This window comes from Ruegeria arenilitoris, from assembly GCF_013030265.1.
Classification (GTDB): domain Bacteria; phylum Pseudomonadota; class Alphaproteobacteria; order Rhodobacterales; family Rhodobacteraceae; genus Ruegeria; species Ruegeria arenilitoris_E.
The window spans coordinates 41381-53965 of record NZ_WPZQ01000005.1 but is presented as its reverse complement, the minus strand read 5'-3'; the positions used below and the strand labels follow the sequence as shown (position 1 = coordinate 53965).

Below are 12585 nucleotides of genomic sequence, written 5' to 3'. Positions count from 1 at the left end.
CAGGGCATCAATAGGAAGACCCGCTAGTAGTCTCAGTTGAAAAGGCGATTAGGATTGCCCGGCTCGGCTTGCGCACATGATCGATACAAGCGGGATGATGAGCGGGGTTCAGAAGCTTCCCTGCAAGCACTCGTGTAAACCGTTTGTCGCATTCGGTGCTAATCGGATGCGCTTTTCAAAGAAGCCATCAGGTTGTGGAACTTTTCCCCTTGTACGGCAACATGTGCGCGTAATGCATTTGCCGTATCCTCAGGGTGACCACTGTCGAGCGCGCGTACGATGTCTTCATGCTCAGACATCGATTGCGTCATGCGGCCCCGAAATCGAAGCTGTTGCCGCCGGAAGGGTTTGAGGCGTCTGTGTAGCTTGGACGCCTCTTGCTCCAGAAATGAATTGCCGGACTGGTTATATATGATTCGATGAAACCGTTCGTTCTCGAGGTAGTATGTGTCCGGGTCTCCGGCATCGACCGCCATCTGACATCTTGTATTGGCGTCGGTGAGGTCTTTCAAAGCTTCATCGGAAATGCGCAGCGCTGCTAGTCGGCCGCAAACGGCTTCGAGCTCGGCCATGACTTCGAACATCTCCATCAACTCTACCGGGCCCGGTTGCCGGACAAAAGCACCCCTGCGCGGTATGAGGTCAACCAGACCCGATAGGGCAAGCCTCTGAAATGCTTCTCGAAGTGGCGTTCTTGAAACGCCAAATTGCTCTGCCAGTTTAACTTCGTCCAGCCGGTCTCCGTCCGCAAATGTTCCGTCAAAGATCAGCTCTTCCAGATCCTGAGCGATAGTATCGGCAAGTCTTTGGTCCATAGTGTCCTGTTTTACTCGTGATCGATTGGGAGCTCAAGAATTCAAATCTTGTATACAAAAATATTGACTTAAAAAACAAAAGGACTTTATGCTTCTGTTCATCCCCGGCAGGCCCGGGTTTGAAAACGGGAGGAGATAATGAAAACCATGTTCAAAACAGCCGTCGCTGCTTTGGCGCTCGCGTCCGCTGGCACTATGGGTGCTGCGGAAGAGCTACGACTGTCACATCAGTGGTCGAACAAGGACATCCGTCACCAAGTCGCTCAGATCGTTGCAGATGAGGTTGCCGCGGCGGATGTTGATCTGGAAATCAAGATTTTCGGCTCGAAATCGTTGTTCAAACCACGGGAGCAATACAAACCGCTTAGCCGTGGGCAGTTGGACATGACTGTTCTGCCGCTGAGCTATGCCGGAGGTCAGCAACCAGCCTACAACCTCACCCTGATGCCGGGTCTGGTGAAGAACCACGATCACGCAGCGCGTTTGGCCGACTCACCCTTTATGGAAGCGTTGGAAGAGAAGATGGCCGAGGACGACGTGATGGTTCTGGTCCATGGCTATCTGGCAGGTGGATTTGCCGGCAAAGACAAATGCATTACGAAACCTGAAGATGTCGCAGGCCTTCAAACACGCGCGGCAGGTAAATCCTTTGAGCAGATGCTGGCCGGCGCCGACGCCTCGATCGCCTCGATGGCGTCGTCGGAAATCTATAACGCCATGCAGACCGGCGTTCTGCAGGCTGCCAATACATCGTCCTCGTCTTTTGTCAGCTATCGTATTTACGAACAGGTCAGCTGCTATACCCCCGCCGGTGATGTGGCGCTGTGGTTCATGTATCAGCCGCTCCTGATGAACAAATCCACTTTCGAAGGCTTGAACGAAGATCAGCAGGCTGCGCTGCTGGCAGCCTCGGAAAAGGCACAGGCATACTATCTGGAAGAGGCCAAGAAACAGGACGCAAACTCAGCCAAGGTCTTCGCAGAAGCAGGCGTTGAGATTGCCGAGATGAGCCCTGAGGATTTTGAAGCCTGGCGCGCGCTGGCTCAGGAAACATCCTACAAAGCTTTCGTGGAAGAAGTAACTGATGGGCAGGAGCTTCTGAACAAGGCTCTGGCGGTCGAGTGACACCACTCAAGCCGGGCGGGGCAGAACCCGCCCGGCACCCGATTACTTGTCTGATTTTCAGACCTCCCTGCATCTCAATCACAGGAGGCGCACATGGCTGGCCATAGCTCTGCCGTTGCTTCTCACACCGGGAACAATCCCTTCCTCCGCTTTGTCGCCGCGCTTTCAACTTTGGCGGGCTGGTGCTCAGCAGCAATGATCGTCGCCGCCGTCGCAATCACCTGTCAGATGATTGTTGTGCGCTTTGTGCTGAATGGTTCGACCATCTGGCAAACCGAGGCCGTCATTTATCTCGTCATCGCTGCCACGCTGGTGGGTCTGCCTTATGTGCAGCGCTTGCGCGGGCACGTGAATGTCGACCTGATCCCGATCTCGCTGGCCCCGCGCCCCCGCTTTTTCATGGCGATACTGACCTCGGTCCTGTCCATCGCCATCGTCTCGGTCATGCTGTTCTACGGCTACGAATACTGGCACTTCGCGTGGGAGCGCGGCTGGAAATCCGACACCGTCTGGGGTGTTCGCCTGTGGATTCCCTATTTGTCCATCCCGGTCGGCTTCGGGCTGCTGCTGTTACAGCTGATCGCCGACCTCGTCGCCGTTCTGCTTGGCATCGATAAACCTTTTGGTCTGGAGTAAAGCCGATGGATCCCCTTCTGCTCGGCGCTATTGTCGCCATCGCAACCATCCTAGTTCTATTCTCGGGCGTCTCCGTGGCCATCGGTCTGCTGATCGTTTCCGCCGGGTTCCTGATCATCTTTGACGGCCCCCGGTCGCTGGAACTGATGCCCGAGATCCTATTCGGCAAGCTGGACAACTTCGCACTGCTCTCGATCCCGATGTTCATCATCATGGGGGCGTCCATCGCCTCAACAAGGGCAGGGGCCGACTTGTACGAAGCCCTCGAACGCTGGCTGACCCGTGTCCCCGGCGGGCTGGTCGTGTCGAACCTTGGTGCATGCGCTTTGTTCGCCGCCATGTCCGGTTCATCGCCCGCCACCTGTGCTGCCATCGGTAAGATGGGCATCCCCGAAATGCGCAAGCGTGGCTATCCTGACGGTGTGGCCGCCGGTTCAATCGCCGCAGGTGGCACACTGGGCATCCTGATCCCGCCGTCGGTCACGATGATCGTCTATGGTATCGCCACCGAGACCTCGATTGGCCGCCTGTTTCTGGCGGGCGTAATCCCCGGGCTGATGCTGGTGGGTCTGTTCATGGCCTGGTCGCTGTATTCGACCTGGAAATCCGGCGATGCGACCCGCCTGGGTTCCGGTAGCTACACCTGGAGTGAACGCTTCGAGATCCTGCCGCGCGTCCTGCCTTTCCTCGGCATTATTCTTGGTGTGCTCTATGCCATGTATGGCGGTATCGCCACGCCGTCGGAGACTGCCGCCGTTGGCGCGCTGCTTTGCCTGATGATTGCGATGATCATCTACAAGCTTTGGAATCCCAAGGATATCTGGGTCGTGCTGCGCGATAGCACCAAGGAAAGCGTGATGATCCTGTTCATCATCGCCGCCGCTGGGGTTTTTTCTTATATGCTCAGCTCGCTGTTCATCACGCAGGCGATTGCGGAGTGGATCGGCACACTGGACGTGAACCGCTGGGTTCTGATGGGTGCGGTCAACGTGTTCCTGCTGATCGCCGGGTTCTTCCTGCCACCTGTGGCCGTGATCCTGATGGCGGCCCCGATCCTGCTGCCGATCATCACCACCGCTGGATTTGACCCGATCTGGTTCGCGGTCGTGCTGACGATCAACATGGAGATCGGCCTGATCTCACCCCCCGTCGGCCTGAACCTTTATGTGATCAACGGCATTGCGCCGGATATCTCACTGAAAACCATCCTGACTGGATCACTGCCTTTCGTGGCCTGTATGGTGGTCGCGATAGTCCTGCTGTGCTTGTTCCCGAGCCTCGCCACGTGGCTGCCTGATCTGGTGATGGGGGCAGCGGTATGACTCTGCTGGCCGATCTTCTTTCAACCGTATTTGAGCGGCGGTATCGTCGCTCGGGCGCGGCAGCACTTGACGGCCGCCCGCTGTCCGAACTGGCCGCCGCGCTGGTTGGGTCGGCGGGGGAAACATCTGGGTTGGCGTTGGCCGAAGAGATACTCAACCGGTTCGACACGCTGGGGGATGACGAAAAACTGGAGTTCTTCCGGTATCTCGCCACAGCGATGAATATCGATCCCGAGGCGGTGCGTTCGTCACTGGACGAATACGAGCGCGACCCATCGAAAGCAACCTATCGCAGCTTTGCAGCTGCGGTGGAACCGGCCCGGCAAGAGCTGATCCGTCGACTGAACCGGGTGCCCGGTGCGACCGGAGCGTTGGTGCAGATGCGTGCCGATCTGCTGCGGCTGGGCGGCAAGGAACCCGAATTGCAGGCGCTGGATTTGGATTTTCGGCACCTGTTTGCCAGCTGGTTCAACCGGGGCTTTCTGGTCCTGCGTCCGATCAATTGGGAAAGCCCGGCACATATCTTGGAAAAAATCATCGCTTATGAGGCGGTGCACGCCATCGACAGCTGGGATGACCTGCGCCGTAGGCTGGAACCCACCGACAGGCGCTGTTTCGCCTTCTTCCACCCCTCGATGCCTGATGAGCCGCTAATTTTTGTCGAAGTCGCTCTGAACAGCGGCATTCCCGGATCGGTTCAGGCGCTTCTTGCCGAAGATCGCGATCCGATGCCCGCAGAGCAGGCTGACACAGCCGTGTTCTACTCGATCTCGAATTGTCAGGCGGGTCTGGCCAGCATCTCGTTCGGCAACTCTCTCATCAAGCAGGTGGCGTCGGATCTGGCTGCAGAGCTGTCAGGGCTGAAGACTTTTGTCACCCTGTCACCGATCCCGGGATTGACCCGGTGGCTGTCTCAGGAAGGTCTCGATTGGGACATCGAACAACCCGATCAGATGAAGGTGCTGGCCGCACACTACCTGTTGAACGCCAAAGGCCGGGGAGATCTGCCTTTCGACCCAGTGGCTCGGTTCCATTTGGGTAATGGCGCGCTGGTCCATGCTGTTCATGCCGATGCCGATACTTCTGACAAGGGGCGCGCCCAGTCTGGCGGCACTATGGTCAACTACCTCTATGACCTGGCCCGCGTAGCCCAGAACCACGAAGATTTTGCCAACACACGCTCGATCATCGCTTCGACCGAGGTCAAGTCGCTTGCGGCATCAATCTCTCTTTCTACGACACAAGAAAGGTAAACCTTATGGCCAATCCTCTCTATGACGGTTTGTTTGGCATTCATGCTGGTAGAGACACACCTTTTTTGCACCTGCTTGACGGGTCAACTATCACGCATCAGGACTTTCTGAGTACAGCTGCTCAGATAGCGCACGTGGCAACCCAATTAGGTCTGAAGCCCGGCGACCGGGTCGCGGCGCAGATCGAGAAATCGCCCGAAGCGCTGGCGCTCTATGCGGCCTGTGCGCAAGCCGGTCTGGTGTTCCTGCCGCTCAACACTGCCTACACGGTGGATGAGCTGACCTATTTCATCGAAAACAGCGGTGCTTCTTTGATCGTTTGCGACAGCAGAAACGAAACGAAGCTAGCCCCAGTCGGCGCGCAACTGGGCGCAAAGGTCGAAACGCTGAACGCCGATGGCTCGGGTTCACTGATGGATCAGGCCGCAGCAATGCCAGCCAGCTTTGAAACCGTTGATCGTGACGGTGAAGACTTGGCGGCATTTCTCTATACTTCGGGCACGACGGGCCGGTCGAAAGGCGCGATGCTGACCCAGAACAATCTGTTGTCGAATGCACAAACGTTGGTCACAGAATGGCGTTTCACTTCCGATGACGTGTTGCTGCACGCGCTTCCGATCTTTCATACTCACGGGCTGTTTGTGGCGACCAATGTCACACTGGCGGCTGGCAGCAGCATCGTATTCATGCCCAAATTTGATCTTGATGAGATCATCGGGCGGATGCCGCAAGCCACTACAATGATGGGTGTGCCGACCTTCTACACCCGCTTGTTGGATGATGACCGGTTCACCAGGGAACTGGCTGCGGATATGCGTCTGTTTGTTTCCGGTTCCGCGCCGCTGCTGGCGGAAACACACGTGCAGTTTGAGGATCGTACCGGCCATCGCATCCTCGAACGCTATGGTATGACCGAGACCAACATGAATACCTCGAACCCTTACGAAGGTGAGCGCCGTGCAGGTACGGTGGGTTTCCCGCTGCCGGGGGTCGAACTGAAAATCTGCGACTCTGATGGCAATGGCCTTCCACAGGGTGAGATCGGCGAGATCGAGGTGCGTGGGCCAAACGTATTCAAGGGCTATTGGCAAATGCCCGAAAAAACCGCCGCTGAACTGCGTGAAAACGGGTTCTTCATCACAGGTGATCTGGGCCGGATCGACGAGGATGGCTATGTTCATATCGTTGGCCGCAACAAGGACCTGATCATCTCTGGCGGCTACAACATCTATCCCAAGGAAATTGAGCTTGTGCTGGATGACCAGCCAGGAGTGCTGGAAAGTGCGGTAGTCGGTGTGCCCCACCCGGACTTCGGTGAAACGGTTCTTGGTGTGGTTGTGGCTGAACCGGGTGAGGCCCCCAACCTTGAAGAAATGCAGGCTGCAGTATGCAACAGCCTCGCTCGATTCAAGCACCCCCGCCAGTTGATCCTGATGGATGAATTGCCACGTAACACCATGGGCAAGGTTCAAAAGAACATCCTGCGTGATCAATACAAAGACATGTTCGTGGAAGCGTAAGAAAACACTCCCCAGCCCGACAGCTCTCTTCTCGATATTGCTGCGGGCTAAACTTCAACGGCCTGAAGGTCCGAAATCTATGTCTTCGAGGCGTTGATTGCTCTCTCGGCAGGGGCTTGCAACGAAATGTATATGAACATCCTTGTTGCGGTTTCTCTGGATGGAGACCGTGTCACTGCATGCTCAGTGCAAGTTGCATGGGCGTTTTAAACCGGCGATGGTCACATCATATTCTGACATGTCGCCGAACATCTGCCTCAATACAGGAATAACTTGCTGACACACTGCCGGTGTTCGTAGTTAGGCAAACAACTATCATCAGTCCGAGAAATATGAGTGCTGCTGCAACCGGGCGCTCGATTAACTCCCGTCAACCATCTCCCGAAGCGGAAATCGACCGAAGAAAAGCAGCGCTTGCTTCGTCAGAGGGGAAGAACAGCTCGATCTTCAGGTCGTCAAGCGTCACATCCGTGACCGTGCTGAATTGTGCGATGGTGCCAAACATAGAAACCCGTTGGTTTCCAAAGCGATAGACCGCAGGAACCGTTGGCCCAATGGCCCTGTCCCTGTGAGTTTTCGCGTATGGTGCAAGCGCCCTTGCGGCCGCGTCCAACTCAGGCAACCCGCCGGCATTCGCGCTTTCCGAGCGCAGTCGTAGCATCGTATGATGGGCGACCTCGGGCCAGTTCTCTACAAGCTCCGCCATGACCGGATTCGTCACAAGCGTCAGCAGATTTTGCCCGATTTCGATCCCAAGTGGCGCAAAAAGCACTTCGGCGGATCTGTTCAACCTGACGATCCTCCAGACCCGATCCAGCACCATCCCTGGATACGGTTCATGCCGTTTTAGCGTCCATTCAACCGCATCGCGGATTGGGACCATGGCGTTGTCATCAAGGGGGGTCGTGGCAAACCGAGCGGCAAATCCTTCCGCTCGCATCATCTGGTTTCTGGCATCGACAGGAATATCCATGACGTCCGACAGATGTAGGATCATATCCGGGCTGGGTCGGGACCGGCCGGTTTCGAGAAACGAAATATGGCGCGCACTCACATCGGCTTCGGTCGCCAGATCAAGTTGGCTCATTCGCCGACGTTTCCGCCATTCTTTCAGCAAACTGGGATACGGAGTCATCGGTCGAGTTTAGCAACCGTGTGAACAGAAATCACTTACCTCTAACGTAATTGATTTCTATCCAGCGTCAGCCGCATGAAAGACATCATCTGAAGGAGGATGTCATGACCCCGCAACAAACCGCCATGCGCCTGTCCGGCACAATTCTGATTGTCACCGGAGTTCTGTTTGCACTGACCGCACTACCAGCTTTGCACGTAATTGCTCAGATCTTTCTGACAGTGGCGTATTGGCCGATCCATTCTGTTCCATCTGATATAGTGGTCCCATCGCCATTGTTGCTTGCAATTGTCGGCGGACTGACCGCCGGGTTGGGAGCGATGCAGTGGGCCTTGGGAACCTATGTCGCGCCCGTGTCGTCTACTGTGGCGGCCAAAGTGGCAAAGATCACCGCGTGGGTTTGGTTTTGTACAGACAGCGCTGGCTCTGTGTTGGTGGGGGCGCCGGTTAATGTTGCGCTGAATCTCTCATTCCTGCTTTTAATCCTGCTGACTAGCCGACCTCAAAGTGACGGTAGCAGTTATTAGCCAGACGCCTTTGCTCGTGTCGATCGTGTCACTGGCAGGAGGGCTGTATCGACGCATGTTTGGGCCGCGTTTTGTGGGTCAAAGCACAAATGGAAAAGGATGCCGCATCAATCCCAGTGGAAGAACAGAGCCCATCACTGCCGCTGAACTTGAAACCTGACCAACTTGAGTCTCGTCTAGATCACTAATCAATAGCTCATGTTGCTCGACGAACCCCGACCCTGGCGTTAGGTTGCTCGAGCAGGTTGGCGAAACGATCAACCACTTATGAGCGGATTGGGCGGAGGCGAATAAGTATAGTGTCTGAGCAAAAATTTCTAACATCGCAATTAAGGCAATTCTTCCGAAAAACACTTGGCCGTAAGCGCAATACTCAAAGGCAATCTGATGAAGGCGAAAATTTCGTCGCCAACGCAGCCTCGGATATGTTGTCACAAATTCAGTATGAAGCGGATTTGCGCGCGGCCCGTGGCAACGAGCCACTATCTGTTCGTCTGGTACCTCAAGTACCAGTGCGGGACGTTGATGCAGCGGCAGGTTGGATCGGCGGGGGGGCATGTTTGCCCATTGGGACGAGCTGGCCCATACTGGATTCCCCAACGCAGCTTTTGGCACAAATCAATTGTGGCAAGTTGCCAGAAGATCTTTGGCAAGGGCTTGGTCCACGCGAAGGTTGGCTTGCGATCTTTCTTGATCCCGTGAGCTTTAAGTTAACGGCACTTCACTTCGATCAAGCCGGTCCTTTTGTTCCCTCACCTGAAGTCGATCAAGAGTGTTACATTCTGGGAATTGACCACTCTCGACGGGCCCCAAATCGCACTTGGCGTTTTACACGTTGGCCGGTGGATATCGTGCCTGTTCGACTGGGGCAGGATGATCCGCATTTATACGGTCGGTGTAAAATCACCAACGAACGCTACAAAGAACGCCATGATATCGTTGAAAAGCACCGGTTGCCATTCGATTGGCCATCGACTCAGACGATGATCGATAAGGCGCTCTCTTTTGTAGAATCGATGATCGCCACTGGCGACCTGCCAGATCATTTGAAGCCCGAAAGTATCGAAGCAATGAAAAGGCGTGTTGAGCAGGCAAAAAAGAACGGTGATCCAATTGATGAAATTGCAAAGATGACTTTCGACTACGAAAATCATTTCGCTTTAATTGAATCATTTAAGTTTCGGTCTGAGAATGGACCCAAAGTTGTCAAAAAGCTAAAGGCGATAAAGTCTGAAGTGGACAAGATGGCGTTAAGCGGCGATTTTTCACAGGAAAAAATTTCGCAGTTTACGACTGAGCTGAGTCAACTGACTTGGATGTATGTAAAGACACCGCCGTGGACAATTTCTCACGTTGAACGCATGAAAGAAGGTGTGAAGGTATTTGAGTTACCTCTCACGACACATGACCCAAAAGCGTCACCCAACTGGATTTATTCGTTTGAAAGTGAATTGTTAGACGCTGCGAAGGCCCCTTATTTTCAGCAGGACGAGCAATTGCCCGACGCACTCATTTCAGACTGCGAAGAGGTTTGGGCTGCCCAAGCCCGTCATGAAATGGGGGGTATGGGCCATACGCCATGGGGTTATGTTCACCAGTTCAACAGCCGGCAGGAAGTAACCTTGCTCGAATTGCCTTCGAGCGATTTGATTGGTTGGATGTTCGGAGACGTTAATAATCTGGTGATCACAATCAAGAAGCGTGACCTGAAAAGAGGGGATTTCTCGAACTTGAGTGTCCAAGTAACAAACTAGCTTATTTGGGTTTCAAAACTCGCGCCAATGCTTTCGTTCTTGTTGGTTAGGATTTCCAGAATGAATCACTTTCGGCGGGTAGGGCTTCAACCATCCAAATGCGTGTGATCTGGCCTTTGCTGACCGACATAAGAAAGGCCGCAAAATTGTGAAGTGTCCGGCCTTTGCGTTTCGCTCGAATTTCAACCATCGCCATCACCTGATCGGAAGAAACAGGCGCGATTTGCGTCGCCTTGATACTTGGGCGAACTATTGCGATATCCATTGCGTCTATGGATCTCATGTATCCGTCTCGCCCATGGACTTGTTTGGTGCTGCCATCGGGTTGGGTTATTTCGGCTACGAGATCTTTGGCCAAACATGCGACGATGCGATCACGATCCGCAACATCGAAGGCTTTAACAAAGTGTGCGGCGATAGCGGAAGGATCATCGAGACTTTTTGCCATTAGCTTTTCTCGCATTTGCTATTTTGTTTGGTTGAATCGTCAGCCGCAGCTCAGAATAAGTCAACATAGGCCACGGCCACTGTTCTCTGTTGCAAGCTAGGGTAGGCCCGCCAAACCCAAATCGATCGGTAGTTGTACTCAGCGTATTCTCTCGGCGCGGCAGGCCGCAATAGGCGTATACCGGAGTTAACAGTTTGACTCACAAACAGCTATGATGCGGATGAAGTGAACTATCGCTGCCTCAGCACGAGTTTCTGCTGCGAAGTGGTTCAGATAATCGCGTTATCGATCAATCGGTAGAATTCATCTTTGGCATGAATTTCCTGCCATGGCTTATGTCCGCAACGTTCAAGTTCGACGAACTTCGCCGATGGAAGCGCCATCTTCAAAGGAAGCTGAACGCCTTCCGATGGTCTTGGATCATAATCGCCATGGATTGCGAGGACGGGGCACTGAATGGCCGCAACGGCCTTTAGCAGTGAGCCTTTAGTGCGCATCTCATCCGCTTCGCGCCAGACCGCTGAGTGAATTTCGCCATCAAAAACAACGGTTGGAGGGGATGATGAGTCACGCGCATAGGTATCTGCCAGATCACTGAGTTCGATAAACCTTGCAACGTCCTCGATGCTACCTTCCGAAGCGCCAAGCATGTTCAGTTCCGACCGCTGCTTATTCGTCAAACGGGAGTTTTTCGTCGTTCGAATAGCAGAGGCAAAACGCGCTTCAAACGGCCCGCTGCCCAGAAGGATGAGATTGTGCACCAAACTTCTGTGGCGTGCAGAAAACAAGCATCCAAGCCACGCGCCCCAAGACCATCCGATAAGAGATACAGGTGGCGAACAATGTGCTTCGATCTGGGCTTTGAGTTCGTCCACCTGTCCATCAACCGAGTGACGGGTCTGAAAAGGTTCTAAGACAGCATGGCCTCTTTTGCCCAGCTCACGTGCAAGGGGTTCGATCTCGCCCGCGCCCCCTGGTCCGCCGTGAAGCACGACGACCCGAGAGGTTTTGCCTCCATACTGACGAACGTCCTGTCGAATACCAGTCATCCAGCAAACGTCACCACCCAGGCGCGGTATTGTCAAATCGAAACCAAGCGTGACGTGCTGAACACAAAGCCGACATTCATTCTTAACGCAGCACCGGTTACTCGGGGTCATAACCGTCGTTTTCGGCAGCAGGCATAGGCGGCTAAGAAGAAACCAAAGACTCCGTGGACAACATTATAGTTTATTGCGCGCACCGCAAATTGCGAACGACACTCACCAGACTCTAGGCATCACCGACCGGCTTTATGCCGGATACAAGCCTTCCGATGGTAGCTCTGAGCCGTAGTGTTCTACACAAGTCCGAACTCACTCCGCAAAGCTGTTCTACAATACAGTTATAGTAACACCGCTTTCTTGACTCAGGGCTAAGCCTTCGACACGACTAACAGGAACACACCCGGATCACACAATACAGTTACCAACTAAATTGAAAAAAGACTTCTTGTACTACGCAACAGGCGGATGGTTGTTTCTAACTGTCATGGCCGGAGTTTACTACCTGTTTCAGGCAATGTTGCCTTCTGCAGACGTCGCAAGCGTTCCACGGCCTGCTGTCTACACTTTGGACGTGGAGAACTTTGAACCCGGCCAATCTGCAATGTTTAGGCTTGACGAAGTTCCAGTGATTATCTGGCGACGAAATTTCGAGCAGAAAGTTCAGGCGCTTGAGCTCCTTGGTTTCGAGTTCAACAGCAATGCGAGCCTTCTCGACGAAGTGCGGGCTAACGAAGAGATAGAGATCGAACCCGACCGCGTTTTGAGGTTTGAGTGGTTTGTTGTGAGTCCGATCAACACTGGCGGATACGGGTGCATCGTACGGCCAGTTTCAGGAGACTTGGGTGGTTTCTACGACCCATGCGAAGATGTTCATTTTGATCTTTGGGGGAGGGTCGGAAAAGGACCAACTGAAGTGGACCTTCAGGTTTTGCCATGGAGCATTTCTGACGATAGAAGCGCAATAACTGTCGATGTAAGCAATGCGCCAAGGCTTGAATGGTAGC

At 54.1% G+C, this 12585-nt stretch carries 12 protein-coding genes; 8 read left to right on the top strand and 4 right to left on the bottom strand.

Annotated elements, in window-relative coordinates:
- Window positions 1–158: 158 nt before the first annotated feature.
- Window positions 159–815, bottom strand: a complete 657-nt coding sequence (locus GOX61_RS09965; RefSeq protein WP_155148290.1) for a GntR family transcriptional regulator — start codon at window positions 813–815, stop codon at window positions 159–161.
- 138 nt (window positions 816–953) lie between these two features.
- On the opposite strand from GOX61_RS09965, the gene dctP reads away from it, so the two are divergent.
- The 5 genes from dctP (at window position 954) to GOX61_RS09940 (ending at window position 6671) form a co-directional block, all read left to right on the top strand.
- Window positions 954–1940, top strand: coding sequence for a TRAP transporter substrate-binding protein DctP (gene dctP, locus GOX61_RS09960; RefSeq protein ID WP_155148288.1), 987 nt, complete (start codon window positions 954–956; stop codon window positions 1938–1940).
- 93 nt (window positions 1941–2033) lie between these two features.
- On the top strand, window positions 2034–2576 hold the full coding sequence (locus GOX61_RS09955; protein ID WP_170333343.1) for a TRAP transporter small permease: 543 nt from the start codon (window positions 2034–2036) through the stop codon (window positions 2574–2576).
- Between the two features lie 5 nt (window positions 2577–2581).
- Window positions 2582–3898 carry a TRAP transporter large permease gene (locus tag GOX61_RS09950; RefSeq protein ID WP_155148284.1) on the top strand — a complete coding sequence of 439 codons (1317 nt, stop codon included), beginning with the start codon at window positions 2582–2584 and terminating at the stop codon, window positions 3896–3898.
- Window positions 3895–5151 (top strand): malonyl-CoA decarboxylase, encoded by a 1257-nt coding sequence (locus tag GOX61_RS09945; RefSeq protein ID WP_170333340.1) that lies wholly within the window; start codon window positions 3895–3897, stop codon window positions 5149–5151. Before GOX61_RS09950 ends, GOX61_RS09945 begins: the two co-directional genes overlap by 4 nt.
- 5 nt (window positions 5152–5156) lie before the next feature.
- A complete protein-coding gene (locus tag GOX61_RS09940) occupies window positions 5157–6671 on the top strand; it encodes a malonate--CoA ligase (protein ID WP_170333338.1) in 1515 nt (504 codons plus the stop codon).
- Between the two features lie 370 nt (window positions 6672–7041).
- Here GOX61_RS09940 and GOX61_RS09935 read toward each other — a convergent pair whose 3' ends face one another.
- Complete coding sequence (locus GOX61_RS09935; protein WP_302478282.1) at window positions 7042–7806, bottom strand: helix-turn-helix domain-containing protein; 765 nt, start codon at window positions 7804–7806, stop codon at window positions 7042–7044.
- 104 nt (window positions 7807–7910) lie between these two features.
- Here GOX61_RS09935 and GOX61_RS09930 point away from each other — a divergent pair, with 104 nt between their 5' ends.
- Window positions 7911–8333 (top strand): hypothetical protein, encoded by a 423-nt coding sequence (locus GOX61_RS09930; RefSeq protein ID WP_170333334.1) that lies wholly within the window; start codon window positions 7911–7913, stop codon window positions 8331–8333.
- Between the two features lie 299 nt (window positions 8334–8632).
- Window positions 8633–10087 (top strand): DUF1963 domain-containing protein, encoded by a 1455-nt coding sequence (locus GOX61_RS09925; protein ID WP_170333331.1) that lies wholly within the window; start codon window positions 8633–8635, stop codon window positions 10085–10087.
- 46 nt (window positions 10088–10133) lie between these two features.
- Here the strand turns inward: GOX61_RS09925 and GOX61_RS09920 are convergent, their stop codons facing one another.
- Together GOX61_RS09920 and GOX61_RS09915 are read right to left on the bottom strand one after the other, a co-directional pair.
- Window positions 10134–10535, bottom strand: a complete 402-nt coding sequence (locus GOX61_RS09920; protein ID WP_170333329.1) for a nuclear transport factor 2 family protein — start codon at window positions 10533–10535, stop codon at window positions 10134–10136.
- A gap of 269 nt (window positions 10536–10804) precedes the next feature.
- Window positions 10805–11584 (bottom strand): alpha/beta fold hydrolase, encoded by a 780-nt coding sequence (locus tag GOX61_RS09915; protein WP_170333328.1) that lies wholly within the window; start codon window positions 11582–11584, stop codon window positions 10805–10807.
- A gap of 442 nt (window positions 11585–12026) precedes the next feature.
- On the opposite strand from GOX61_RS09915, the gene GOX61_RS09910 reads away from it, so the two are divergent.
- Window positions 12027–12584, top strand: coding sequence for a hypothetical protein (locus GOX61_RS09910; protein WP_170333325.1), 558 nt, complete (start codon window positions 12027–12029; stop codon window positions 12582–12584).
- Window position 12585 lies beyond the last annotated feature (1 nt).

Bases quoted from the DNA above. Each gene is read 5' to 3' on its own strand.
- GOX61_RS09950 (WP_155148284.1), top strand. From the start codon at position 2,582: ATGGATCCCCTTCTGCTCGGCGCTATTGTCGCCATCGCAACCATCCTA.
- dctP (WP_155148288.1), top strand. From the start codon at position 954: ATGAAAACCATGTTCAAAACAGCCGTCGCTGCTTTGGCGCTCGCGTCC.
- GOX61_RS09940 (WP_170333338.1), top strand. From the start codon at position 5,157: ATGGCCAATCCTCTCTATGACGGTTTGTTTGGCATTCATGCTGGTAGA.
- GOX61_RS09955 (WP_170333343.1), top strand. From the start codon at position 2,034: ATGGCTGGCCATAGCTCTGCCGTTGCTTCTCACACCGGGAACAATCCC.
- GOX61_RS09935 (WP_302478282.1), bottom strand. From the start codon at position 7,806: ATGACTCCGTATCCCAGTTTGCTGAAAGAATGGCGGAAACGTCGGCGA.
- GOX61_RS09915 (WP_170333328.1), bottom strand. From the start codon at position 11,584: ATGACTGGTATTCGACAGGACGTTCGTCAGTATGGAGGCAAAACCTCT.
- GOX61_RS09920 (WP_170333329.1), bottom strand. From the start codon at position 10,535: ATGGCAAAAAGTCTCGATGATCCTTCCGCTATCGCCGCACACTTTGTT.
- GOX61_RS09930 (WP_170333334.1), top strand. From the start codon at position 7,911: ATGACCCCGCAACAAACCGCCATGCGCCTGTCCGGCACAATTCTGATT.
- GOX61_RS09945 (WP_170333340.1), top strand. From the start codon at position 3,895: ATGACTCTGCTGGCCGATCTTCTTTCAACCGTATTTGAGCGGCGGTAT.
- GOX61_RS09965 (WP_155148290.1), bottom strand. From the start codon at position 815: ATGGACCAAAGACTTGCCGATACTATCGCTCAGGATCTGGAAGAGCTG.